Origin of the sequence: Microbacterium sp. AK009 (assembly GCF_013410955.1) — a bacterium.
In the GTDB taxonomy this organism is placed as follows: domain Bacteria; phylum Actinomycetota; class Actinomycetes; order Actinomycetales; family Microbacteriaceae; genus Microbacterium.
In genome coordinates this window covers 342,414-366,648 of sequence record NZ_JACCCG010000004.1, presented here as the reverse complement: position 1 = coordinate 366,648, position 24,235 = coordinate 342,414, and the positions used below count along the sequence as shown (strand labels likewise).

At 69.8% G+C, this 24,235-nt stretch carries 18 protein-coding genes and 1 riboswitch; of the genes, 9 read left to right on the top strand and 9 right to left on the bottom strand.

Features of this window, described 5'->3' with window-relative positions:
* The first annotated feature begins 30 nt into the window (after positions 1-30).
* Positions 31-2,076, top strand: coding sequence for an ABC transporter ATP-binding protein (locus tag HDC37_RS10820; protein ID WP_179560536.1), 2,046 nt, complete (start codon positions 31-33; stop codon positions 2,074-2,076).
* 21 nt (positions 2,077-2,097) lie between these two features.
* Here HDC37_RS10820 and HDC37_RS10815 read toward each other — a convergent pair whose 3' ends face one another.
* The 6 genes from HDC37_RS10815 to HDC37_RS10790 are packed head-to-tail and all read right to left on the bottom strand — an operon-like array spanning position 2,098 to position 8,668.
* A complete protein-coding gene (locus tag HDC37_RS10815) occupies positions 2,098-3,039 on the bottom strand; it encodes a glycosyltransferase family 2 protein (RefSeq protein ID WP_179560393.1) in 942 nt (313 codons plus the stop codon).
* A complete protein-coding gene (locus tag HDC37_RS10810; RefSeq protein ID WP_179560535.1) occupies positions 3,036-4,175 on the bottom strand; it encodes a cysteine desulfurase family protein in 1,140 nt (379 codons plus the stop codon). The genes HDC37_RS10815 and HDC37_RS10810 overlap by 4 nt, the downstream gene beginning before the upstream one ends.
* A 17-nt stretch (positions 4,176-4,192) precedes the next feature.
* On the bottom strand, positions 4,193-5,059 hold the full coding sequence (nadC, locus tag HDC37_RS10805; RefSeq protein ID WP_179560392.1) for a carboxylating nicotinate-nucleotide diphosphorylase: 867 nt from the start codon (positions 5,057-5,059) through the stop codon (positions 4,193-4,195).
* Positions 5,053-6,663 (bottom strand): L-aspartate oxidase, encoded by a 1,611-nt coding sequence (nadB, locus tag HDC37_RS10800; protein ID WP_179560391.1) that lies wholly within the window; start codon positions 6,661-6,663, stop codon positions 5,053-5,055. The genes nadC and nadB overlap by 7 nt, the downstream gene beginning before the upstream one ends.
* On the bottom strand, positions 6,660-7,979 hold the full coding sequence (nadA, locus tag HDC37_RS10795; RefSeq protein ID WP_179560390.1) for a quinolinate synthase NadA: 1,320 nt from the start codon (positions 7,977-7,979) through the stop codon (positions 6,660-6,662). Before nadA ends, nadB begins: the two co-directional genes overlap by 4 nt.
* On the bottom strand, positions 7,976-8,668 hold the full coding sequence (locus HDC37_RS10790) for an NUDIX domain-containing protein (RefSeq protein WP_179560389.1): 693 nt from the start codon (positions 8,666-8,668) through the stop codon (positions 7,976-7,978). The genes nadA and HDC37_RS10790 overlap by 4 nt, the downstream gene beginning before the upstream one ends.
* A 135-nt stretch (positions 8,669-8,803) precedes the next feature.
* Here HDC37_RS10790 and HDC37_RS10785 point away from each other — a divergent pair, with 135 nt between their 5' ends.
* From HDC37_RS10785 to gcvP, 4 genes are all read left to right on the top strand, one after another.
* Positions 8,804-9,985: a MarP family serine protease gene (locus HDC37_RS10785; RefSeq protein ID WP_218869581.1), complete on the top strand. Its 1,182-nt coding sequence runs from the start codon at positions 8,804-8,806 to the stop codon at positions 9,983-9,985.
* An 89-nt stretch (positions 9,986-10,074) separates the two neighbouring features.
* Positions 10,075-10,171: riboswitch (glycine riboswitch) on the top strand.
* Between the two features lie 152 nt (positions 10,172-10,323).
* Positions 10,324-11,478, top strand: a complete 1,155-nt coding sequence (locus HDC37_RS10780; RefSeq protein ID WP_179560387.1) for a glycine cleavage system aminomethyltransferase GcvT — start codon at positions 10,324-10,326, stop codon at positions 11,476-11,478.
* Positions 11,475-11,855, top strand: coding sequence for a glycine cleavage system protein GcvH (gcvH, locus tag HDC37_RS10775; RefSeq protein ID WP_179560386.1), 381 nt, complete (start codon positions 11,475-11,477; stop codon positions 11,853-11,855). Before HDC37_RS10780 ends, gcvH begins: the two co-directional genes overlap by 4 nt.
* Positions 11,855-14,734: an aminomethyl-transferring glycine dehydrogenase gene (gene gcvP, locus HDC37_RS10770; protein ID WP_179560385.1), complete on the top strand. Its 2,880-nt coding sequence runs from the start codon at positions 11,855-11,857 to the stop codon at positions 14,732-14,734. The genes gcvH and gcvP overlap by 1 nt, the downstream gene beginning before the upstream one ends.
* 70 nt (positions 14,735-14,804) lie before the next feature.
* On the opposite strand, the gene HDC37_RS10765 is transcribed toward gcvP, so the two are convergent.
* Together HDC37_RS10765 and HDC37_RS10760 are read right to left on the bottom strand one after the other, a co-directional pair.
* On the bottom strand, positions 14,805-15,797 hold the full coding sequence (locus tag HDC37_RS10765) for a hypothetical protein (RefSeq protein WP_179560384.1): 993 nt from the start codon (positions 15,795-15,797) through the stop codon (positions 14,805-14,807).
* Between the two features lie 231 nt (positions 15,798-16,028).
* Positions 16,029-16,889: a CPBP family intramembrane glutamic endopeptidase gene (locus HDC37_RS10760; RefSeq protein ID WP_257021433.1), complete on the bottom strand. Its 861-nt coding sequence runs from the start codon at positions 16,887-16,889 to the stop codon at positions 16,029-16,031.
* Positions 16,890-17,055: 166 nt separating this feature from the next.
* Here HDC37_RS10760 and HDC37_RS10755 point away from each other — a divergent pair, with 166 nt between their 5' ends.
* The 3 genes from HDC37_RS10755 (at position 17,056) to HDC37_RS10745 (ending at position 21,796) form a co-directional block, all read left to right on the top strand.
* Entirely contained in the window at positions 17,056-18,891 is a 1,836-nt protein-coding gene (locus HDC37_RS10755; RefSeq protein WP_179560383.1) for an ABC transporter family substrate-binding protein, read from the top strand.
* A gap of 185 nt (positions 18,892-19,076) precedes the next feature.
* A complete protein-coding gene (locus tag HDC37_RS10750) occupies positions 19,077-20,594 on the top strand; it encodes an ABC transporter permease (RefSeq protein ID WP_179560382.1) in 1,518 nt (505 codons plus the stop codon).
* Positions 20,594-21,796, top strand: a complete 1,203-nt coding sequence (locus tag HDC37_RS10745; RefSeq protein ID WP_179560381.1) for an ABC transporter permease — start codon at positions 20,594-20,596, stop codon at positions 21,794-21,796. Before HDC37_RS10750 ends, HDC37_RS10745 begins: the two co-directional genes overlap by 1 nt.
* A gap of 9 nt (positions 21,797-21,805) precedes the next feature.
* Here HDC37_RS10745 and HDC37_RS10740 read toward each other — a convergent pair whose 3' ends face one another.
* Positions 21,806-22,414 (bottom strand): PH domain-containing protein, encoded by a 609-nt coding sequence (locus HDC37_RS10740; protein WP_179560380.1) that lies wholly within the window; start codon positions 22,412-22,414, stop codon positions 21,806-21,808.
* A gap of 32 nt (positions 22,415-22,446) precedes the next feature.
* Between HDC37_RS10740 and HDC37_RS10735 the strand changes: the two genes are divergently transcribed.
* Complete coding sequence (locus tag HDC37_RS10735) at positions 22,447-24,216, top strand: ABC transporter ATP-binding protein (protein WP_179560379.1); 1,770 nt, start codon at positions 22,447-22,449, stop codon at positions 24,214-24,216.
* Positions 24,217-24,235 lie beyond the last annotated feature (19 nt).

The following is a 24,235-nucleotide window of genomic DNA, read 5'->3' as shown; positions in this document are numbered from 1 at the left end:
GTGGGCGTCAGTAGGCTGGCGAAGGTGAGCATGCGCGGAGGTGGTGGCGGCGGGGGAGCCTCCGGCGGCTTCCGGCCCGTCGACATCGAGGCCCAGCGCCGGCTGAACGCCGAGGCGCCGAAGATCCCGAACCTGGGTCGCCGGGTCGTCGCGCTCTTCCGACCGTACCTCGGCAGGATCACGCTCACCGGCATCCTCGTCATCGTCGGTGCCGGTGTCGCGGTGATCCCTCCGCTGCTGGTGCAGCGGATCTTCGACGACGCCCTGTTCCCCGTCGGGGGCGGATCCCCCGACATCCCGCTCCTCGCCCGGCTCGTCGCGATCATGATCGGGCTGTTCCTCCTCTCCGCCGTGCTCGGGGTCGTCCAGACGTGGCTGACCTCGACGGTCGGCAACCGGGTCACCGGCGACCTGCGGGTGCGCCTGTTCGACCACCTCCAGGCGATGGAACTCGCGTTCTTCACCCGGACCAAGACCGGGGTCATCCAGTCCCGCCTGCAGAACGACGTCGGCGGCGTGTCCGGAGTGCTCACGAACACCGTCACCAGCATCCTCGGCAACGTCGTCACCGTCATCGCATCGCTCGTCGCGATGATCATCATCGACTGGCGGCTCACGATCATCGCCGTCATCATGATGCCGTTCCTCGTCATCGTGCAGCGGCGTGTGGGGCAGGTGCGCGCGCGGATCGCCGGCGAGACCCAGGAGTCGCTGTCGGAACTGACCTCCATCACGCAGGAGACACTGAGCGTCTCGGGCATCCTGCTGTCGAAGTCCTTCAACCGGCAGCGCACCGAGTCGGCGCGCTACGCCGACGAGAACGTCAACCAGGTGCGGCTGCAGGTCCGCCGCGCGATGAGCGGTCAGGGGTTCTTCGCCGTCGTGCAGGTGCTCATGTCCAGCGTGCCCGCCCTCATCTACCTGGTCGCGGGGGTCCTGGTCACCGGCGGTGCGGACGCGATCACCGCGGGGACGATCGTGGCCTTCACGACGGTGCAGGCGCGACTGCTCATGCCGCTCATGGGTCTCATGCGCGTGGCCCTGGATCTGCAGACCTCTGCGGCGCTCTTCGCCCGCATCTTCGAGTATCTCGACCTCACCCCCGCCATCAGCGACGCTCCCGATGCGATCGACGTCGCCGATGCGCCGGGGCCGGAGGGGCGGATCGAGTTCCGCGACGTGGTGTTCCGCTACCCCGACGCCGCGCCCGAGACCCGGCCCACCCTGGCAGGGATCTCCTTCGTGGCCGAGCCCGGACAGCATGTGGCGTTCGTCGGTCCGTCGGGGGCAGGGAAGACCACCGTGCTCTACCTCACTCCTCGTCTCTACGAGGTCAGCGACGGCGCCGTGCTCTTCGCCGGAGAGGACGTGCGCCGTCTCACCCAGGAGTCGATCATCGACCGCATCGGGATCGTCTCCCAGGAGACGTATCTCTTCCACGCGACGATCCGGCAGAACCTCCGGTACGCAAAGCCCGACGCGACCGACGACGAACTGGAAGCGGCGTGCCGGGCCGCCAACATCCACCACGTCATCGCCGGCTTCGAGCGCGGATACGACACCGTGGTCGGGGAGCGCGGATACCGGCTCTCGGGCGGTGAGAAGCAGCGCATCGCCATCGCGCGGGTGCTGCTGAAGGACCCGCCCGTCCTGCTTCTGGACGAGGCGACCTCGGCCCTCGACACCGTTTCGGAGCGGGTCGTGCAGGAGGCGCTGGACGCCGCCGCTCGGGGGCGCACGACCCTCTCGATCGCCCACCGCCTGTCGACGGTGATCGCCGCCGACGTCATCCACGTGATCGAGGCCGGTCGGATCGTGGAGTCGGGGACGCACAGCGAGCTCGTGGCCGAGGGAGGACTCTACGCGGAGCTCGCCGCGCAGCAGCTGGCGACGACGCGCGTGCTCGAGGCGGAGGCGGGCGACGAGCCCGCCGATCTCCCGGACCGCCGAGCCGATCGTGCGCCGGACGAGGCGGGGGATCGGCAGATCGACGCCGAACTGCGACGCGATCGCGAAGAGGTCGCTCGCCTTCTCGCCGAGCCCGCCGTCGTCCTCCCCGACCGCCCTCTTCCCTGATCTCACCAGAGCGCAGCGGTCTCACCAGAGGGCGGCGGCCGACATCTCCGGCGTGACGGCCCGGTCCAGACCCCGCCCCTGCAGGTCGCGGACGAAGGCTCCCAGCGCCCGCCGGTAGGCGTCGTCATGATGCGATCGCGCGACGGTGATCAGGGGCGGGAGGTCCAGGGTCAGGATGAGCTCGATCCGCGCGCGCACAGCGGCCGGGAGCCCCGCGGCATCGAGGATCTCCAGACCGCCGCGGAGTCCGTCGAGATAGTCGCGCAGCACCGGCAGGGCCTCCGTGTGCTGGGTGATGGAGGACCCGTCCGCGCGTTCGCGCCACTCCACGACGACGTCGGGGATGACATCGAACGACCGCGCGGCCCCGTACATCCGTTGGGCGAGGATCTGGTCTTCGTATAGTCGCCCTTCGGGAAAGCGCAGGCCCGTGCGCTGCCAGAAATCGTGCCTGCTGACCTTGGACCAGGCGACGATGTTGCCGGATGCCGCGGGATGCTCTTCGAGGGAGGTGCGTCGACGCTCCGGGTCGGTCGCGGCAGCGACCCAGGGCTGAACCGGTCCTGCGGCATAGGCCCCGGTCTCGTCGGCCCGGAGCCGCACGTAGGCGCCGACGACGAAGTCGCTGCCGGTGTCGTCGAGGACGGTGACGAGGCGCTCGAGGGCGGTGGGGGTGAATCGATCGTCGCCGTCGAGAAAGGCCAGGTAGGGGGTGTCGACCGCGTCGAGTCCGGTGTTGCGCGCGGCGGCGAGGCCCCGCCGTTCGGGGTGGCGGATGACCGAGAACCGCTCGTCCTCCGCGGCGGCGCGCGTGAAGATCGCGAGGGTGTCGTCGGTGGAGGCGTCGTCGACGAGGACGGCGCGCCACTGACGGAACGTCTGGGACTGCAGTGATGCCAGCGCCTCGCCCACCCAGGGCCCGACGTCGAAGCCTGGGACGATGACGGTGAGGGCGGATGTCACGGGGCCGATCGTACCGCCCGGACGGCTGCTGCGACGTGGTCGGCCAGCCCGTCGGCCTCCACGTCGGAGCGGGGGGAGAAGCTGAACCGCACGGCGGTCTGCGCGACCTCGGGTGCGTACCCCATCGCGAGCAGCACGTGCGAGGGTTCGTCGCTGCCTGCCGCACACGCCGATCCGCTGGAGGACACCACGCCCCGGCGCTCGAGCTCGAGCAGGATCGCTTCCCCGGAGGTGCCCGGGAACACGAAGCTCGCGGTCCCGGGAAGCCGCTCAGCGGGGTGGCCCGTGAGGCGGGCCTCGGGCACCCGGGTGCGCACAGCTGAGATGAAGCGATCCCGCGTGGCACTCACCCGGGCGCTGCTCGTGGCCCGCTCGGCCTCGGCGAGGTCGAGCGCCGTCGCGAGCGCCACCGCGCCCGCGACGTCCTCGGTGCCGCTGCGCCGCCCTCTCTCCTGACCACCGCCGTGGAACAGCGGTTCGAGGGGGACACGGCCACGTACGGCGAGGACTCCGGTTCCCTTGGGCGCGCCGAGCTTGTGGCCGGCGATCGCGAGACTGTCGGCGCCGGTACCGGCGAGGGGCAGCCACCCCGCGGCCTGCACTGCATCGAGATGAAGGGGGATGCGTCGCGCGCCGGTCACGGCGGCGATCGCCGTGACGTCCTGCACCGTGCCCACTTCGTTGTTGGCGTAGCCGATGGCGACGAGCGCCGTGTCATTCCGGAGAGCGCGGGAGACCTCCGCGGGGTCGATCCGGCCGTCGTGGTCGACGGGAAGCATGGTCACCGCGAAGCCGTGGATGCGCCGGAGGTAATCCACCGACTCCAGGATGGCCTCGTGCTCGATGGGCGCGGTCACCACGTGTCGTGCGTCGCGATGCTGCTGGCCCGCGATGGCGATCCCCTTCACCGCGAGGTTGTCGGCCTCGGTGCCGCCCGAGGTGAAGACGATGTCGCCGGGCCGCATCCCCACGACGCGTGCGACGCGCGCGCGGGCATCTTCGAGGGCGTCGGCGGCCGCCTCGCCGACGGTGTGGTGGCTCGACGGGTTTCCGAACCACCGGGTGAGGTAGGGCGCCATGGCCTCGAGGACCTCCGGGCGCACCGGGGTGGTCGCTGCGTTGTCGAGGTAGAGCAGTGACATCGGGCGCTCCGTCAGGTCGTTTCGGCGGTCGAGACCCGGATGTCCAGCCCCAGATCCAGCGCGCGGGCCGAATGCGTGAGGGCTCCCACCGAGATGACGTCGACCCCGGTCTCGGCGATGGCGCCCACCGTCTGGAGCGACACCCCGCCCGACGCCTCGACGATGGCGCGTCCGGCGACGATCTCGACCCCGCGACGGAGATCATCCAGGGAGAAGTTGTCGAGCATGATCGTGTTCACGCGCGCGGCGAGCACGGGTTCGATCTGATCGAGGCGGTCGACCTCGACCTCGACATGGGTGGTGTGGGGGAGGCTCGCCATCGGGGTGCGGAGGGCTTCGGTGACCGACGCGCCGCCCGCGGTCAGGACGGCCAGATGGTTGTCCTTGACCATCACCGCGTCCGACAGCGAGAAGCGGTGGTTGTATCCGCCGCCGTCGCGGACCGCCTGGCGCTCGAGCGCGCGCAGGCCCGGCGTGGTCTTCCGGGTGTCTGCGATCCGGGCCCGTGTGTGCGCGACCTCCGAGACGTACCGCGCGGTCAGGGTGGCGATCCCCGACATCCGCTGCGTCAGATTCAACGCGACCCGCTCGGCCGTGAGGATTCCGCGGGCAGGCCCCTCGACGACGGCGAGCACGGCACCGGGCTCGAAGCGGGCCCCGTCCTCCACCTGAGTGGTCACCGTGATGACGGGGTCGGTGAGCCGGAAGGCCGTGGCGAAGACGGAGAGGCCGCTGGCGACACCGGCTTCGCGGGCGATGAGCTCGGCGCGCGCCGTCGCCGCCTCGGGGATGAACGCGGTGCTGGTCAGATCGCCCCACGGTGCGTCTTCGGAAAGGGCCGCGGCGACGACACGGTCGATCGAGGCCGGCGTCAGCATGATGCCGCCCGGGCCATCGGCTCGGCCGGAACCGAGGCGGCCGACGTCGTCGCGTCAGCGCGGACGTGCGCCCCGACGGACTCCCGACGTGCGCGTGCTGCCGTGACGAGGTGCGCGCCGACGAGGAGGAGGTTCGCATCCTCGTATTCCCGCTCGGTCGACGCGGGCGCGGCCGCAGAGCTCCAGGCGCGGAGGACGGCTGCGGCCTCGGCGAGGCCCCGCTCCGTGCGAACGAGCCCCGCATGCGTCCAGAGGAGATCCTGCAGGGCTGCGCGGTCGAAGGGAGGAGGAGCGACCACGGCGCTCGGAAGGGCCGGTGCGGCGTTCGCAGCGACGCCCGGCGCGGACGGCCACTCGCGCGCGGCGTCCGCGGCGATCGTGTCACCCGCCCGTGCGCCGAACACCGCGCCCTCGAGCAGGGAGTTCGAGGCCAGCCGGTTCGCGCCGTGGACGCCGGTGCGCGCCACCTCGCCGACGGCGTAGAGACCGGGGAGAGAGGTGCGCCCGTGGAGGTCGGTCACGACGCCCCCCATGAGGTAGTGCGCCGCAGGTGTGACAGGCACGGGCTCGGCCGCCCAGTCCCACCCTCGGCGGTGCACGGCGGCGTCGATGGTGGGGAAGCGCCGAGCCAGGAACGCGCGTCGCTCGGCGAGGGTGGGCCGCAGGTGCGTGGCGTCGAGCCTCGCGGGACGCCCGCCCTGCCGGGCCATCCGATCCGCGATCGCTGCCGCGACGACATCGCGCGGAGCGAGTTCTCCGTCGGGATGGACGTCGAAGACGAAGCGGCGCCCGGCATCGTCGATGAGCGTGGCGCCCTCTCCTCGCACCGCCTCGGAGACGAGGAAGGCCTCGCCCTGATCGTCCTCGGGAAGGACGGTGGGATGGAACTGGACGAACTCCAGGTCGGCGACGGCGGCGCCGGCGCGCAGCGCCGCGGCGATGCCGTCGCCGGTGGCCACCGACGGGTTCGTGGAGTGGGAGTACAGCTCTCCCGCGCCTCCGGTCGCGAGCACCACCGCGTCGGCGGCGAGGGTCCGGCGCTCACCGGTCCGGTCTCCGGACTCGCCGACGAGCAGCTCCACCCCCCGCACCCGCCCCTCATCGACCGCGAGGTCGACGAGGAACGCGTGCTCGATCACCGTCACGCCGCTTTCGCGCAGCCGGGCGACGAGCGCCTTCTCGACCGCCGTGCCCGTGGCATCCCCCCCGGCGTGGAGGATGCGCGGGTAGGAGTGGGCCGCCTCGAGCCCTTTCACGAGGGTGCCGTCGGGTGCTCGGTCGAACGCCACGCCGAGCGCGATCAGATCGCGGATGCGCGCGGGGCCTTCCTCGGCGAGGACGCGGACGGCGTCGGGTTCGCTGAGACCCGCCCCGGCGGTGATCGTGTCGCGGATGTGGTCTTCGACGCGGTCGTCGTCGAACATCACCCCGGCGATGCCGCCCTGGGCGTAGCGGGTATTGGCGTGCTCGAGGACGTCCTTGGTGACGAGGGTCACCCGGCAGCCGCGTGTCACGGCGTGTAGTGCGGCGGTGAGGCCGGCGATCCCGCTGCCGACGACGACGGCGTGCACGGTGGGTGGGGTGGGTGCGGTGATGGCGTTCATGAGGGCTTGGCCGCCAGCATCCGCTCGAGTGCCACCCGGGCGGGGTCGGCGACGTCTGCGGGAACCGTGATCCGGTTCTGCACCTCGCCGCGGACGAGTCCTTCGAGCACCCACGCGAGGTACCCGGGGTGGATGCGGTACATCGTCGAGCACGGGCACACCACGGGATCGAGGCAGAAGACGGTGTGCTGCGGATGCTCGGCGGCGAGCCGCTGCACCAGGTTGATCTCGGTGCCGATGGCGAACGTGGTCGGCTCGGTCGCGGCCTGGATGGCCTTGCGGATGTAGTCGGTCGAGCCGGCCTCGTCGGCGGCGTCGACGACCGCCATCGGACACTCGGGATGGACGATGACGCGGACGCCCGGGTGCTCGGCGCGCGCGCGGTCGATCTGGTCGACGGTGAAACGACGGTGCACCGAGCAGAAGCCGTGCCAAAGGATGACGCGGGCGTCGGCGAGCTCGTCGGCGGTGCTGCCCCCCAGCGGCTTCCGCGGGTTCCACATCGGCATCTGCTCGAGCGGCACGCCCATCGCCTTGGCGGTGTTGCGCCCGAGGTGCTGGTCGGGGAAGAACAGCACCCGGCGCCCGCGCGCGAAGGCCCACTCCAGCACGGTGCGCGCGTTGGAGGAGGTGCAGACGATCCCGCCGTGGCGGCCGACGAACCCCTTGATCGCCGCGGAGGAGTTCATGTAGGTGACCGGGATGACGGGGACCAGCCCGTCCTCGTCGGGGGTGTCGAGATCGCCGTACACCTCGGCGAGCTGCTCCCAGCACTCCTCGACCTGGTCGATGTCGGCCATGTCGGCCATCGAGCACCCTGCGGCGAGGTTCGGCAGGATGACGGCCTGCTCGGGCCGCGAGAGGAGGTCGGCCGTCTCTGCCATGAAGTGCACACCGCAGAAGACGATCGCCTCGGCGCGGGGGTGCGCCAGTGCGGCATTGGCGAGCTGGAAGGAGTCGCCGACGTAGTCGGCGTGGGCGATCACCTCTTCGCGCTGGTAGAAGTGGCCGAGCACGACGACCCGGTCGCCGAGGGTGGCCTTGGCGGCCCGGATCCGGTCGGCGAGCTCGGCCTCGGAGGCCTCGCGGTACTCGCGGGGGAGCTCGCCCTGGCGCGGCGCGCCGGTGGGGATCACATCGCCCATCGACGACCCGGGTCCGTAGCCGGGCCGGGCGTCGAAGTCCCAGGGGCCGGCGGCGAGGTCGGTCGCGCAGGTCTCGGTCGTGGATCTCCCCGACACGATCGCCTGGATCTCGTGATCGACCGAGGGGTCGACGGGCTCGCGGAGCGCGGGGGTGGGAAGGAGGGTGGTCATCGGACACTCGTTTCGGGCGATCGCGACAGGGGCCCGCGGTCGGCGAGCTCCACATCGCGGTTGTAGCGGTACAGGCGGGCGGGTCGGTGACTGCCGGTGCGGAACCGGTCGGTGGGAATGAGGGTTGCGGACGTGTCGACCTGGCGCCGGAAGTTCGCCGGGTCGAGCTTGCGGTCGAGGATCGCCTCGTACACCTCGCGGAGCTCGGCCAGGGTGAACTCGTCGGCGAGCAGGCCGTGCGCGATGCGGCTGTAGCCGACCTTGTTGCGCAGGCGCCACAGCGCGTAGTCGACGATCTCGTTGTGGTCGAACGCCAGGCGGGGGAGGTCGGCGGCGTCGAACCACTCGACGTTCTCGACGTCGGAGACCTCCTCGGGTCGCAGCAGCGCCCAGTACACGATCGACACGACACGGGTCGGCGAGCGGTCCACCGCGCCGAACGCATACAGCTGCTCGAGGTAGCTCGGGGCGAGTCCGGTGGTCTCGCCTAGAGTGCGGGATGCCGCGGCATCCAGCCCCTCGGAGATATCCAGCCATCCGCCCGGCAGCGCCCACAGGCCCTCAAAGGGATCCCGGGTGCGCTTCACGAGCGGGAGGACGACCGACGGCGCGAGCCCGGGCCGGCGCGCGCGCAGCGAGAAGATCACGGTCGACACCGCGACGCGGGTCTCATCGGTTCCGGGAGCCATGTTCTTGTCATCCTGACTCTAAGTGCTGCTGCCATCTTATTGTCATCTCGACCTGAAGGCAAATGCGACGCCGTACGGCGCCGCCTCGGTGATGTCACAGGCGCGCGCCGTACGCTGGTGGCTCCCTGCCGAAGGATGGCCGTGCTGCTCGTCGATCTGTTCCTCATCGCCCTGCTGGTGGTGGCGCTCGTCGTCGGGCTTCAGCGTGGTCTCGTCGCGAGCCTCGGGACGCTGCTGGGTCTGGCAGCCGGAGGAGTCGCGGCCTGGTGGCTGGCCCCCGTCATCAACGACGCGTGGCCGTGGCAGGAGTGGCGGCCGCTCGTGGTGATCGTGGCGTCCTTCCTCCTCCTCGTCGTCGGCGGCACGGTCGGCGGGGTCCTCGGCGGAATGGTGCGGCGCGGCGTCGATCGCGTGAAGCTGCGGGTCATCGACCGGCTCCTCGGCGGCGCGGTGAGCGTCGTCGTCGCCGCGCTGGCGCTGTCACTCGTGGGACAGAGCGTCGCGAACACGGGGGCACCGGTTCTCGGACCGGCGGTTGCCTCGTCGCGGGTGATGACCTTCATCAACGGGGCGATCCCTCGGCCCGTGGCCGACACCCTCGCGCAGTGGCGGAGCTTCGTCACCGACGACGGCCTGCCGCGGCTGGGGGGCCTTCTCACCCCGGAGGTCGCGCCCGGCACGGCGACGCCGGTCGAGGCAGGCGACCCCGAACTCGAGCTCGCCGCGGCATCCGTCCTACGGGTCTCGGGCACCGCCTTCGCCTGCGGCACGAGTTCGACCGGCTCGGGATTCGTCGTCGCCCCCGACCGCGTGGTCACCAACGCCCACGTGGTGGCCGGCGTCGACACCCCCGTCGTGCAGTCGAACGGCGGCACCGCCGTCGAGGGGCGCGTGGTGTACTTCGATCCGATCGACGACCTGGCCGTCATCGCCGTGGACGGATTGGGTGTGGCTCCGCTCGGTCTCAGCGGCACGCTCTCCGCGGGCACCGCAGCACAGGTGCAGGGATACCCCTTGGGAGGCCCCTGGGATGCGAAGGCCGCCGAGGTCCTCTCAGTCGGGACGGTGCCGGTTCCCGACATTTACGACGACACCGCCAACCCCCGAGAGATCTATCAGCTCTTCGCTGAGGTGCGTCCCGGCAACTCGGGCGGGCCGCTCCTGACCGGTGACGGTGAAGTGGCCGGCGTGGTCTTCGCGCGGGCCGACGGCGACGACACGCGGGGATTCGCGATGACCAACGCCGAACTCGAACCCGTCGCCGCCGGTGCCCCGGGGCTCAACGACCGGGTGTCGACCGGGAACTGCCTGGGCTGACGCGCGTGACCCGGGGGTCTGGGTCAACGCGCCTTCCGCCGCTATGCTGGGCCCACCGGCCTTGCCGGGACACAACTGCATACCGGCCCATGACACGGACGGGAGAGCCTCGACGCCGCGGCGACGAGCACCGAAGGAGCAAGCCTCCCCGCCAATCTCTCAGGTACCGCGTACCGTCCTTGCCGGCCGACTCTGAAAAAGGATGCCGCCGCTTTCTGCGTCATCCGCCGACGGTGAAAGCCCGGGCACGCCCCGGCGCGAAACTCTCAGGTCCATGACAGAGGGGGAGTTCTTCGGCACGGATCACCGTGCCGACCCGATTCGACCGGGAGAACTCCATGGACGACACAGCGCGGCGAAGTCCGCTGCATGACCGACACGCCGCCCTCGGCGCCTCGTTCACCGACTTCGGTGGCTGGCTGATGCCGGTCCGCTACACCTCCGACCTCGCCGAGCACCACGCCGTGCGCACCGCGGCGGGGCTCTTCGACATCTCGCACATGGCCGAGATCTGGGTGCAGGGCGGTGACGCGGCGGGCTTCCTCGATGACGCGCTCGCCGGCCGGGTCTCCACCATGGCGGTCGGCAAGGCCAAGTACTCGCTCGTGCTGGCCGAGGACGGCGGCATCATCGACGACGTCATCGTCTACCGCACCGGCGAGCAGTACTTCCTCGTCGTGGCGAACGCGGGGAACCGCGACGCGGTGGTCGACACTCTCGCAGAGCGCGCAGACGCGTGGCGCGCGAGCGAGGACTCCCGGATGCGCCCGGTCGAAGGCGGCCCCTTCGGATACGTCGTCGGGGGTTCGGTGCCGCGGATCGAGGACGTCACCGACCAGACCGCGCTCATCGCGGTGCAGGGGCCGCGCGCCGAGGAGATCCTCCGCGTCACGCTCGGGGTGACCCTCGAGGGCCTCGACGACCTGGGCTACTACGCGTGGCGGCAGGGCGAGTTCGAGGGCGCGCCGCTGTTCGTCGCCCGCACGGGGTACACCGGTGAGGACGGCTTCGAGCTGATGGTGCCCGTCACGGCGGCGGGTGCCCTCTGGGACGCGCTCCTGGAAGCCGGGACGCCGCGTGGACTCGTACCCGCAGGCCTCGCCGCCCGTGACACGCTGCGCCTGGAGGCCGGGATGCCGCTGTACGGACACGAGCTCGGGCGCGGCATCCGCCCCGCCCAGGCCGGGCTCGGCCGCGTGGTCGCACCCGGCAAAGCGAATGTCGCGCTGCCCGACGAGAACGCACCCGTCCTCGTCGGGCTCGTGTCGGAGGGTCGCCGCGCGGGCCGCGCCGGGTACGGCGTCTTCTCCGGCGACGCGCGGATCGGGGAGGTCACGAGCGGCGCTCTCAGCCCGACCCTGGGGCACCCCATCGCCATGGCGTACGTCTCGCCCGCCGCATCCGCTCCCGGCACCGAACTGACCATCGACGTGCGGGGCACCCGCATCCCCGCCACTGTGACCGCCCTGCCGTTCTACCGGAGGAAGAAATGACCGACACCACCGCTCTGAAGTACACCGCCGAGCACGAGTGGATCGCCCTCGACGGCGATGTCGCCACCGTCGGCATCACCGACTACGCCGCCGACAAACTCGGCGACGTCGTCTTCGTCGAGCTGCCCGTGGTCGACTCCGGCGTGAGCGCCGGGCAGGTTTGCGGTGAGATCGAGTCGACGAAGTCGGTCGGAGAGCTGTACGCCCCTGTGGCGGGAGATGTCATCGCGGTCAACGACGCCGTCGTCGACGACCCGTCGCTGGTGAACTCCTCGCCGTACGAGGACGGCTGGCTGCTGAAGCTCCGGGTCGACCCGGCGGCCGTCGAGGGGCTTCTCGACCGCGCCGCCTACGAGGCCCTCACGGGAGGCGAGTGATGGCGCGGACCTTCGCCGAACGGCACATCGGCACCGACCAGGCGGCCGAAGCGGTCATGCTCGACACCCTCGGCTACGACAGCGTCGACGCCCTGCTGACCGCCGCCGTGCCGGCATCCATCCGTGCCTCGGCGCGCGCATCGTCGTCGATCCCTCCCGCCGCGAGTGAGACCGAAGCGCTCGCCGAGCTGCGCGCGCTGGCGTCGCAGAACCGGCTCGCCCGCCCCATGATCGGGCTCGGCTACTACGACACGATCACCCCGTCGGTCATCGCCCGGAACGTGCTGGAGAACCCCTCCTGGTACACCGCGTACACGCCCTACCAGCCCGAGATCTCCCAGGGGCGGCTCGAGGCGCTCATCAACTTCCAGACGATGGTCTCCGACCTCACCGGGCTCGCGATCGCGAACGCCTCGATGCTGGACGAGTCCACCGCCGTGGTCGAAGGGATGCTGCTGGCGCGGCGGGCTTCCAAGAGCAGCGCGAACGTGTTCGCCGTCGATGCCGACGCGCTCCCGCAGACCCGGGCGCTGCTGCATGCCCGCGCCTCGGCGGTCGGGATCGAGATCATCGAGCGCGACTTCGCGCGGGGGGAGACTCTGCCCGAGGGTGCCTTCGGCGTCCTGCTGCAGTACCCCGGCGCGACCGGGCGGGTGTGGGATCCCTCCGGGGTCATCGACGCCGTCCACGTCGCCGGCGGCCTCGCCGTCGTCGCTGCGGATCTTCTCGCCCTGACGCTCCTGGCCTCACCCGGTTCGCTCGGCGCCGACATCGCCGTCGGAACCACACAGCGTTTCGGCGTGCCCCTCGGGTTCGGCGGTCCCCACGCCGGGTTCATGGCGGTTCGCCAGGGCCTCGAGCGCCAGCTGCCAGGGCGCCTGGTCGGTGTGTCGCAGGACGCCGCCGGTCATCCGGCCTACCGGCTGTCGCTGCAGACCCGCGAGCAGCACATCCGCCGCGAGAAGGCGACGTCCAACATCTGCACGGCCCAGGTTCTGCTCGCCGTCATGGCGTCGATGTACGCGGTCTATCACGGTCCGGATGGGCTGCGTGCGATCGCCACCGAGGTGGCGCAGAAGACCGAGGCGCTCGCCGAGCACCTCCGCGCGTACGGGCTGCACCTCGTGTCGGATTCGTTCTTCGACACCCTGCGGGTCGTGACGCCGGGGCCCGCGGAGCGGGTCATCGAGCGAGCCCGTGCGAAGGGCTACCAGCTGTTCTGGGCGGATGACGCCGCCGTCGGCGTCTCGGTCGACGAGACCACCACCGCCGCCGACCTCGCGGCCGTGGCGTGGGCGTTCGGCCTCCCTGATGCGGAGCCCGACGGATCGCGCGAGGTACCCTTCGCCGGGGTGGAGGGGCTGCGCGGGGTGCCGGCCGCGCTGCGTCGGGAGGACGCCTACCTGCAGCATCCGGTCTTCTCTCAGCACCGGAGCGAGACGGCGATGATGCGGTACCTGCACCAGCTCGCCGACCGCGACTACGCCCTCGACCGCGGGATGATCCCGCTCGGTTCGTGCACGATGAAGCTCAACGCCGCCACTGAGATGGCGGCGGTGTCGTGGCCGGAGTTCGCGCGCGTGCATCCGTTCGCCCCCGCCCACGACGTGCACGGCTATGCCGCGCTGATCGAGCAGCTCGAGAGCTGGCTGGCCGAGCTCACCGGGTACGACGCGGTCTCGCTGCAGCCGAACGCCGGCTCGCAGGGCGAGCTGGCCGGGCTGCTGGCCATCCGTGGTTGGCATCGCGCCAACGGCGACACAGGGCGCGTGGTGTGCCTCATCCCGTCGTCGGCGCACGGGACGAACGCCGCTTCGGCCGTGCTGGCGGGGATGCGGGTCGTCGTCGTGGCGTGCGACGAGGCGGGCAACGTCGACCTCGACGATCTGCGCGCGAAGGTCGCCGCGCACGCCGACGAGCTCGCAGCGCTCATGATCACCTACCCGTCCACGCACGGGGTGTACGAGCACGACGTGCTGGAGATCACCCAGGCCGTGCACGACGCCGGCGGTCAGGTGTACATCGACGGGGCGAACCTCAACGCCCTCCTCGGCTATGCCCGATTCGGCGAACTCGGGGGCGATGTGTCGCACCTGAACCTGCACAAGACCTTCGCGATCCCGCACGGCGGGGGCGGCCCGGGTGTGGGTCCGGTGGCGGCCAAGGCGCACCTCGCGCCCTACCTCCCCTCGCACCCGTTCTCGCAGTGGGCCGATCACTCCGGCGGCTTCCGGTTCGATGGCGGTGCGGTCTCGGCGGCTCCGCACGGGTCGGCGGGGATCCTGCCGATCTCGTGGGCGTACATCCGGATGATGGGGGAGCAGGGCCTCACCCGGGCGACCGCGTCGGCGGTGCTCGCCGCGAACTACATCGCCGCGCGGCTGCGCGACCACTTCCCGGTGCTGTACACCGGCGAAGGGGGGCTGGTCGCGCACGAGTGCATCCTCGATCTGCGGCCGCTGCGCGAGGAGACCGGTGTGACCGTGGACGATGTGGCCAAGCGCCTGATCGACTACGGCTTCCACGCTCCGACGATGTCGTTCCCCGTGGCGGGGACGCTCATGGTCGAGCCGACGGAGTCGGAGGATCTCGCCGAGATCGACCGCTTCGTCGACGCGATGATCGCGATCCGCGCCGAGGCGGCGCGCGTCGCGGCCGGCGAGTGGCCCGCCGACGACAACCCGCTGGTGAACGCCCCGCACACGGCCGAGTCGATCGTCGACGCCGAGTGGCGGCATCCGTACTCGCGTGAGGAAGCGGTGTACCCGGTGCGCGCGCTCGTGCGCACGAAGTACTGGCCGCCGGTGCGCCGGATCGACCAGGCGTACGGCGACCGCAACCTCACCTGCGCCTGCCCCCCGATCGAGGCGTTCGCCTAGCCCCGCCGGCCGCGCGTCGCGCGCGCCGCCTGGTCAGCGAGAGTGCATCTGGGCGCCGAGGATGCGGGTTTCACCCGTGCTCTCGGCGCCCCGTTGCATTCTCGCGAAAGAGGATGCGACGGACGGCGACGAGTTCGGCCGTGTTCTCCGGTGCGATCGGGCGAAGACCGACGCTGCGCAGAGTCGCTCGAAGCGGCGCGACGGCAGCGACATCACTCCATCCCCAGTGCGCGGTCGCCGCGATGCTTTCGAGAAGACGCTGATCGCGATGACCTTGTCGTCGGAAGATCTCGATGGGGTTCCCATATCGACCGTCGTACTTGACGTCGCCGTCGGCTTCGCCGACGACACCCAGGGTCGGCCAGTGGAAGTCCGCACGATCTTCCACACCCGCACCAGAGCGGAAGACGACCTGCAGGTCGGGTTCCGGGAATCCGAGCCACTCGATCACGGCACGACTGACCGACTCGAGGACGGTCTCAGCGACCGGCGTCGCCCGCGAAAGGGCCCAACGAGCCGCCCCGCGCCCCCGGCCGCTGATCCGCGCCGCATTGCGGCCGAGGAGTTCATCCGGGCTCAGGCCGGCGTCGGATCGGAGCGCGAAGTCGCTCATCGCCAGCCCGAGCGCCGAGTGACGATAGCGGGCAAGGTCAACCGCCGTGTCGGCCAGGCTCGTGATCGCGAATCCGTGCGCGACGAGGACGTCGCGGTCCGTGCCGGATCGGTGGGTGCGGACGCCGCCGCCGAACCGCGAGGTGTCGGCGGTGCCGACCAGGACGTGTACGACCTGGGGGTCACCGAAGACCGGTCCGCCGAGGAGGGCTGCGGCGGACTCGTGACTGAACACCGCGTCCGGATGCGTGAGACGCACGGCGTGCACACGAGCCAGGTAGCGGTCCCAGGGTGCGAGATCACGCCACTGCTCCGCGGGCGCATACACGCCTCTGCGGAGGCGGATGAGAGCGCCGCGCGCGACCTCACGTTCGGGATGCGGAACGCTCCGCGCCCGCAGAAGCGGCAACGGACTCGGAGCGACCCCGAGCGTCGGTGGGGAGGTGAACATCCGTTTACCCTGGCGGTGCGCCCGACGCCGGTGCGAGGGTCTCGGCAGATTGTGGATGACTCGCGGTCGGACCGGCCTGTGCAGGAACCTCGCCGGCCCCGCGCGTGCCTCCGAGAATCCATCTCGGCGCCGAGGACGCGGGATGACCCCGAATTCTCGGCGCCCAGATGCACTCTCGCCGGAGAGTGGGGGAGTGAGGGAGGACGCAGGGGCGGGGGCGCGGGCGCGGGATCAGGGGGAGGCGGTCGGCGTGGGCGTCGGGGTGGGGGTCGGGGAAGGGATGACGGGGGCGAAGACGCCGGGGAAGAAGGCGACGGCGAGCGGGTAGCCGACGAAGGCCACGATGTCGATGAGGGTGTGGGTGATCACCAGCGGCATCACGCGTCCCCAACGGCGGTAGCACCAGCCGAAGACGAGCCCCATGACGAAGTTGCCGATGATCGCACCGACGCCCTGATACGCGTGATAGGCCGCGCGAAGCCCCGCGGTGGCGAGGATGATCGCCCACCACGACCAGCCGACGCGCCTCAGCCGGTCGAAGAGGTAGCCGAGGAAGATGACCTCCTCGGTGAGTCCTGCCCGCAGGGCCGCGAGGAGAAGAAGAGGCACCGTGTACCACGCGGCATTCAGCGGCGAGGCGACCACGGCCACCGTCACCCCGAGCGCACGGCCGAGGACGTAGAGGCCGAGGCCGGGGACGCCGATGACGAGGCCGAGCAGCACGGCGCGACCCAGATCGCCCCCGAAGCGACGGAAGTCGAGCCCGATCTTGGCGAAGGCGCTCTTGCCCGGTTCCCACAGCAGGTAGATCACCAGGGCGACCAGGGCCAGAGAGAAGAGGATGTCCAGGAGCTGGTAGACGAGATCCCAGATGGCCGCGGCGTCGCGGGACGGATTCAACTGCGCCTGCTGATCGGAGAGCCGCCGCTCCTCCTCGAGGGCGCGGATGATCGAGCGGACGAAGGACAGCACACTGTAGATCGCGCTCTGACCGACCGTGATGGCCAGCACGATGCCGATCTCCCACCACGTCCGAGCCCGGGGGATCGCCGTGGGCTTTCTCACATCATCCGGGGGCATCACGGCGGCCATCTTGTCAGATTGTCACATCGTGGTCGCACTGAGTTAAGGCTCTGTAACGTTTTGGGCCACCCTTTTGACCATCCGCGGAGGGCGTGCTTAGTGTTTCGGTATCCGCGCGGCGTAAGGTCCAGGCCTTTTCGCGTGCGCACAACCCTGCACAGGAGGAACAGTGAGAATGAAGCGCTTCTCGATCGCGGTGGGACTCACCGCGGTCGGCGCACTCGTGATCTCGGGCTGCGCCCCGGGCGGCGGCGGCGACGCCGGCGACGACTCGGGTCTGGTCGAAGGATCGTCCATCACCGCGGCGTGGAACCAGGCGTTCTACTCCATGAACGGCAACACGTCGTTCGGAAACGCCACGGCCAACAACAACATCAACTACCTGGTGTTGGACGGCTTCAACTACTACAACAACACGCCCGAGCTCGTGGAGAACACCTCGTTCGGCACCTACGAGCTCGTCAGTGAGGACCCGCTGACCGTCACGTTCACGGTGAACGAGGGTGTGAACTGGTCCGACGGCACCCCGATCGACGCCGCCGACCTCATGCTCAACTGGGCCGCCCTGTCGCGGGCGCTCGACACTCCGGACTTCGACCCGGCCGAGTTCACCGACCCGGAGACCGGCGAGTTCACCGACGCGTTCCCCACGGACGTCGTGTACTTCGACTCCGGCGCTACGCCCGAGTCGGGTATGGGCCTCGTCAGCGAAACCCCCGAGGTCGGCGAAGACGGTCGCAGCATCACCATGACCTTCGACCAGCCCTTCGTGGACTGGGAGCTCGTCTTCACCTCGCCGCTTCCCGCGCACGTCGTCGCGAAGAACGCCCTCGGCCTCGAGGACAACGAGGAAGCCAAGCAGGCCGTTCTCGACGCGATCGAGGGCAACGACGCAGCCGCGCTCGCGCCGATGGCCTCGTTCTGGAACTCGGGCTTCAACTTCACCTCGATGCCCGACGACCCCGAGCTCGTCACCGCCAGCGGCCCGTACATGATCAGCGATTTCGTCGCCGACGAGTACATCACCCTGACGGCCAACCCCGAGTACGCCGGTGACAACACCGCGAACATCGAGGAGATCACCGTCCGCTTCATCCCCGACCCGCTCGCGGCGGTGCAGGCGCTCGAGAACGGCGAGGTGGACATCATCCAGCCGCAGGCGACCGCCGACATCACCACCGCGCTCGAGGGCATCGACGGCATCACCGTGAACACCGGTCTCGGTGGCACGTACGAGCACGTCGACCTGCAGTTCGACCAGGGCCGCAACCCGGAGAACATCTTCTCCAACCCGCTGGTGCGTGAGGCCTTCATGAAGACCATCCCGCGCCAGGAGATCGTCGACACCCTCATCAAGCCGATCATCGGCGACGACGCGATCCTCCGTGACTCGCAGCTGTTCGTCCCCGGTGCCGCGGGCTACGACGAGGCCGCCTCGACCAACACCTCGGCCGAGTACGCCGAGGTCGACATCGAAGGCGCACGCCAGCTCCTCCAGGAGTCGGGCGTCACCAACACCGAGGTCTGCATCCTGTACGCCTCGAACAACCCGCGCCGTGTCAACGAGTTCGCGCTCATTCAGCAGTCGGCCAACGAGGCCGGCTTCAACGTCACCGACTGTGGCTCCGAGGACTGGGGTGGCCTGCTCGGCACCCCCGGCGCCTACGACGCCTCGCTGTTCGGGTGGCAGTCGACGAGCCTGGGTGTCACCAACTCGCTGCCGACCTTCGTCACCGGTGGTATCAACAACCTCAACTTCTACTCGAACGAGCGGGTTGACGAGATCATCGCCGAGCTGAACACCACCTTCGACGAGGAGACCCAGATCGAGCTCCAGGTCGAGATGGACCGTCTGCTGTGGGAGGACTTCTACGGCGTGACGATCTACCAGTTCCCCGAGGTCACTGCCTTCAGCGACCGCGTCACGAACATCGACCCGTCGATCCTCGCGCCGACCATCTTCTGGAACGCGTGGGACTGGGAAGTCACGGACGCCGGCTCGGAGGAGTAAGCGAGGCCACGGTCTGACTCAGGCGCACGCCGCCTGAATCCGCACCAAGGTCGGGGGGTGCAGATTCCTCGGAATCTGCACCCCTCCCGCTTGTTAGACTTCTCCCCGCGGCAGCCGCGCGCCCGAGCCGCATCCCCCGCTCTTGCGCGCGCCGTGCCGACTCATCGATAGGCAGGCAGCCTCATATGGCTTCATTCATCATCCGGCGGTTGATCGCATCGATCTTCGTGCTCTTCGCCGCCACGTTCTTGATGTACATCCTGGTCTCGCTCTCGGGTGACCCGCTCGAAGAGCTGAGACAGTCCAATGCTCCCAACAAGGCGGAGCTCATGGAGGCCCGTACGCGGCTTCTCAACCTTGATGTCCCCGCGCCGCTGCGTTACTTCCTCTGGCTCGGCGGCCTCTTCCGCGGCGACCTCGGCATCAGCATCCAGAACCAGTCGGTCAACGCCCTCCTCTCCAACGCACTGACGTCGACGCTGACGCTGGTGACGACGGCGACGGTCGTGGCGATCGTCCTCGGCATCACGGTCGGGATCATCTCGGCGCTTCGCCAGTACACCGGCTTCGACTACTCCGTCACCCTCATCGCCTTCCTCTTCTTCTCCCTGCCGATCTTCTGGGTCGCCGTGCTGCTGAAGCAGTACGGCGCGATCCAGTTGAACTCGTGGCTGGCAGATCCGACGATCGCGATACCGGCGATCGTGGTGATATCGCTCATCGCGGGTGTGCTGTGGATGTCGCTGATCGGCGGCCACTGGAAGCGGCGCCTCATCGTGTTCGGCGCGGCGACCCTCGCCACCGCGGGAGTCCTGGCCTATCTGTCGGCGACCCAGTGGTTCGCCGACCCGAGCATCGGCATCGTGGTGTACGCGGCGCTCGTCATCGGCATCGCCTTCGGCATCACCGCGATCTCCACGGGCCTCCGCAACCGCAAGGCGCTGTATGCGGCGCTGACTGTTGCGGCGCTCGGCATCGCGCTGTACTTCCCGATGATGAACTACATCCTCAATGGGATGACGCTGGGCTTCTTCGTGCTGCTGATCGTCCTCACGATCGTGGTCACCGGCGCCATCGGGTGGTTCTTCGGCGCACCCGACCGCGGCCCGGTGATTCGGACGGCGATCCTCGTCGGGGTGTTCGCCGCGGGCCTCATCGCTCTCGACAAGTACATGTCGTACTGGGAGGCCTACGCCAACTCCAGCCGCATCCGCGGTCGGCCGATCGCGACGGTCGGCGCCCAGACGCCTGGCCTGGGCGGCAACTTCTGGGTGCAGGGCATCGACCTCTACACCCACCTGCTGCTCCCGACGATCGCCATCATCCTGATCTCGTTCGCCTCGTACACCCGGTACTCCCGCGCGAGCCTGCTCGAGGTGATGAACCAGGACTACATCCGCACGGCACGCTCGAAGGGCTTGACCGAGCGCACCGTGGTCGTGCGCCACGCGTTCCGCAACGCCCTCATCCCGATCACGACGATCATCGCCTTCGACGTGGGTGCGGTGGTCGGCGGTGCGGTGGTCACGGAGACGATCTTCGGCTGGACGGGAATGGGGCGTCTGTTCGTGGACGCGCTGCGGGTGTCCGATCCGAACCCGATCATGGCGTTCTTCGTCGTCACCGGGACGCTGGCCGTGTTGTTCAATCTCATCGCGGACCTCGTCTACGCCGCGCTCGACCCGAGAATCAAGGTGGGCTGATGAGCACCGTCACACAAGGACCTGACAACCGCGAGGCAGAGGCCACCGCGGAGATCTCCATCGAGCAGCGCGAGACCGAGGGCCTCAGCCAGGGTCAGATCGTCCGCCGCCGATTCTTCCGGCACCGCGCGGCCGTCACCTCGATGATCGTGCTCGTCTTCATCGTCGTCCTCGCGTTCACCTCCGTGGGCATTGACCTCTGGGGGATTCGTATTCCAGGTTGGTGGCAGTACGACTGGCGGGAGATTCCGCCCGTCGAGAACCGCGGCGCGCCGACACTGAGTCTGATCCCCGAGTTCCTCGGCGGCGCCGGCATCGCCTTCGGCAATCACCCATTCGGTCAGGACGAAGTCGGGCGAGACACCTTCGCGGTCGTCATGCGCGGTGCGCAGCAGTCGATCATGGTCATGGTCATCGCCGGTGTCGTGGCGACGATCATCGGCGTCGTGATCGGCGCATTGGCCGGTTACTACCGCAAGTGGGCCGACTCGGTGCTGATGCGCTTCACCGACATCATCATCACCATCCCGCTCATCGTCATCGGCGCCGTGCTCGGAAACGCGCTCGGCAACCTCGGAGCCGCCGTTCTCGGCGTCGTCATCGGTCTGTTCGCCTGGACGACGATGGCCCGCCTCGTGCGCGGTGAGTTCTTGACGCTTCGCGAGCGCGAGTTCGTCGATGCGGCCCGGGTGTCGGGTGCCCGCGATCGGCGGATCATCTTCCGCCACATCCTCCCGAACGCCGTCGGAGTGATCGTGGTCAACGCGACCCTCCTCATGGCCGGTGCGATCCTGCTGGAGTCGGCGCTGAGCTTCCTGGGCTTCGGCGTCGTGTCCCCGGACACCTCATTGGGGAAGATCGTCTCGGACAACCAGGCGGCCTTCTCCACCCGCCCGTGGCTGTTCTGGTGGCCGGGTATCTTCATCATCGCGATCGCGCTGTGCGTGAACTTCATCGGCGATGGCCTCCGCGATGCGTTCGACCCGCGCCAGAAGAAGATGCCGAGCGAGCGGGCCATGGCCCGCGCGGGCCGCGCGAAGACGCCCTCGGGACCGATCGTCGACCGGGTCGACCCCCGCGAGCCGGCGTCGGTCACGGTCGCCGGCGAAGCGGTCTACACCGGTGACGTCGAGAATTACCACGACCCCCGCCCCGAGGAGACCGGCGACGCCGGTCATGGCCGGCTGGACCCGGAGCGCTAGATGGCGGCCCTACAGCGCGAGCCCGAGGACGGTCGCCGCGCCCGTGATGGCGAGCGCGGCGATCGTGCCCACGTGCCAGGTGACCTTCTCGGCCTCGGGGTCCTCCCCGGGGGCGAGGAGGCCCTGGGCGCGCAGCGCCTCCCACTGGCCGCGAATGAGCTGGGCGAGGTTTCCGGTCGGCGTCGAGACGGCGTCGCTCGGACGGAGCGAGCCGAACTCGCCTCGGGCGCTTTCGCCGACACCGTCGAAGTCCTTCTCGGCAAGGCCGAGTGCGCGGTGCCGGCCGGGGGCGGGCGCCGCCCACACCGGCACCTTGCCGCGACCGGTCCGCAGCGTCAGCGCGAAGCGCGTGTCGATGTCGCGGATCGCCGGCCACGGCACGAAGTGCGTGCGCAGCACGTTCACCACCGTCACTCCGTGCGGCTCGACCTTCAGGCGCGGACGCCAGAAGAAGGTCCACGCCAGCACGGCGATGAACACCAGGGGCCACGAGTAGCGCAGCCCCGACCCCGGGTCATCGACCCACAGCGCGATGATCCCCCCCGCGCACAACACCACGGTCACGACAGCGAGGATGCGGCCGAACATCGGCCTGTAGTCGACCTCCTGGAACGCCATGACCTCAAGCTTCTCAGATGGGATGCCACCGCATGACTGACACCACCGCCAATTCCGGCGCCCCCGAGACGATCCTCGAGGTCGACGGGCTGAACGTCGACTTCTGGGTGGACGGGGAGTTCTACCCCGCCGCGGTCGACATGAACTACACCGTCCGCCGCGGCGAGGTCCTCGCCATCGTGGGCGAGTCGGGGTCGGGCAAGTCCACCAGCTCGATGTCGCTCCTCGGCCTCCTGCCCGACAACGCCCGCGTCACCGGCTCGATCAAGCTGCTCGGCCGTGAGCTTCGCGGCGTCGACCAGGCCACCATCCGGGCGCTCCGCGGAAACGAGATCGCGGTGATCTTCCAGGAGCCGATGACGGCGCTGAACCCGGTGTACACGATCGGCTTCCAGATCGTCGAGGCGCTGCGCTCGCACGACCGTTCGCTCGCCCCGTCGGCGGCGAAGGAGCGCGCCATCGAGCTGCTGAGCCTGGTGGAGATGCCCAACCCCGAGCAGTCCTTCCACAAGTACCCGCACCAGCTCTCCGGCGGTCAGCGTCAGCGCGCGATGATCGCGCAGTCGATCTCGTGCGACCCGCTGCTGCTCATCGCCGACGAGCCGACCACGGCCCTCGATGTCACGGTGCAGGCCGAGATCCTCGACCTGCTCCGCAACCTCCACAAGCGGCTGGACTCGGCGATCATCCTCATCACCCACGACATGGGCGTCGTCGCCGACCTCGCCGACCGCATCATGGTGATGAAGAACGGCATCGTCGTGGAGTCGGGTTCGGTGGACGACATCTTCCACCACCCCGCCCACCCCTACACCCAGCAGCTGCTGGCCTCGGTGCCGCACCTCGGCCTGGGCGTGCTCGAACCCATCGACGAGGCCGCCGCCGACGAGGTCGTCAGCGAGACCTCGACGGTCCCGACCATCGCGTCCATCCGCGAGCACGCCAACACCCAGCGCGTGGTCGAGACGCGCGACCCGGTGCTGTCGTTCGAGGATGTCGCGATCGAGTACCCCAAGCGGGGACGCATCCCCGCCTTCCGCGCGGCGGAGCACATCGATCTGCAGATCTACCCCGGCGAGATCATGGGGCTGGTGGGGGAGTCGGGCTCGGGCAAGACCACCATCGGTCGCGCCGCGATCGGTCTGATCCCGATCGCGGATGGCAAGCTCACCACCGTCGGCACCGACATCTCGCACGCCACCCAGAAGGACCTCTTCGCCATCCGGCGCAGGACGGGCATCGTCTTCCAGGACCCGGCGTCGTCGCTGAACCCGCGGATGCCGATCGGTCAGTCGATCGGCGAGCCGATCCTCCTCGCCGGCGAGGCCAAGGGCAAGGACCTCGATCGCCGCGTCGAAGACCTCCTCGACCAGGTCGAGCTTCCCCGCTCGTACCGGAACCGGTTCCCGCATGAGCTGTCCGGCGGTCAGCGCCAGCGCGTGGGTATCGCCCGCGCCCTGGCCCTCGCGCCCGAGCTGCTCGTCGCCGATGAGCCGACCTCGGCCCTGGATGTCTCGGTGCAGGCGCGCTTCCTGGACCTCCTCCAGGAGCTGCAGCAGGAGCTGCAGTTCGCGTGCCTGTTCATCAGCCACGACCTGGCGGTGGTCGACATCCTCGCCCACCGCATCAGCGTGATGCACCTGGGGAAGCTCGTGGAGACCGGCACGCGGGACGAGATCCTCCGCGGAGCGAAGGATCCGTACACGCAGCGCCTCATCGCCGCGGTTCCGGTGCCCGACCCCGACGCGCAGCGGGAGCGCCGCGAGGCGCGCGCCGCCCTCCTCGGCCGCTCGGCGAGCTGACGACCACCCGCGCCTGCGA

Bases quoted from the DNA above. Each gene is read 5' to 3' on its own strand.
- HDC37_RS10745 (WP_179560381.1), top strand. From the start codon at position 20,594: ATGAGCACCGTCACACAAGGACCTGACAACCGCGAGGCAGAGGCCACC.
- nadA (WP_179560390.1), bottom strand. From the start codon at position 7,979: ATGACCACCCTCCTTCCCACCCCCGCGCTCCGCGAGCCCGTCGACCCC.
- gcvH (WP_179560386.1), top strand. From the start codon at position 11,475: ATGACCGACACCACCGCTCTGAAGTACACCGCCGAGCACGAGTGGATC.
- HDC37_RS10785 (WP_218869581.1), top strand. From the start codon at position 8,804: ATGGCCGTGCTGCTCGTCGATCTGTTCCTCATCGCCCTGCTGGTGGTG.
- nadC (WP_179560392.1), bottom strand. From the start codon at position 5,059: ATGCTGACGCCGGCCTCGATCGACCGTGTCGTCGCCGCGGCCCTTTCC.
- HDC37_RS10820 (WP_179560536.1), top strand. From the start codon at position 31: ATGCGCGGAGGTGGTGGCGGCGGGGGAGCCTCCGGCGGCTTCCGGCCC.
- HDC37_RS10765 (WP_179560384.1), bottom strand. From the start codon at position 15,797: ATGTTCACCTCCCCACCGACGCTCGGGGTCGCTCCGAGTCCGTTGCCG.
- nadB (WP_179560391.1), bottom strand. From the start codon at position 6,663: ATGAACGCCATCACCGCACCCACCCCACCCACCGTGCACGCCGTCGTC.
- HDC37_RS10755 (WP_179560383.1), top strand. From the start codon at position 17,056: ATGAAGCGCTTCTCGATCGCGGTGGGACTCACCGCGGTCGGCGCACTC.
- HDC37_RS10735 (WP_179560379.1), top strand. From the start codon at position 22,447: ATGACTGACACCACCGCCAATTCCGGCGCCCCCGAGACGATCCTCGAG.
- HDC37_RS10750 (WP_179560382.1), top strand. From the start codon at position 19,077: ATGGCTTCATTCATCATCCGGCGGTTGATCGCATCGATCTTCGTGCTC.
- HDC37_RS10790 (WP_179560389.1), bottom strand. From the start codon at position 8,668: ATGGCTCCCGGAACCGATGAGACCCGCGTCGCGGTGTCGACCGTGATC.
- gcvP (WP_179560385.1), top strand. From the start codon at position 11,855: ATGGCGCGGACCTTCGCCGAACGGCACATCGGCACCGACCAGGCGGCC.
- HDC37_RS10740 (WP_179560380.1), bottom strand. From the start codon at position 22,414: ATGGCGTTCCAGGAGGTCGACTACAGGCCGATGTTCGGCCGCATCCTC.
- HDC37_RS10760 (WP_257021433.1), bottom strand. From the start codon at position 16,889: ATGGCCGCCGTGATGCCCCCGGATGATGTGAGAAAGCCCACGGCGATC.
- HDC37_RS10780 (WP_179560387.1), top strand. From the start codon at position 10,324: ATGGACGACACAGCGCGGCGAAGTCCGCTGCATGACCGACACGCCGCC.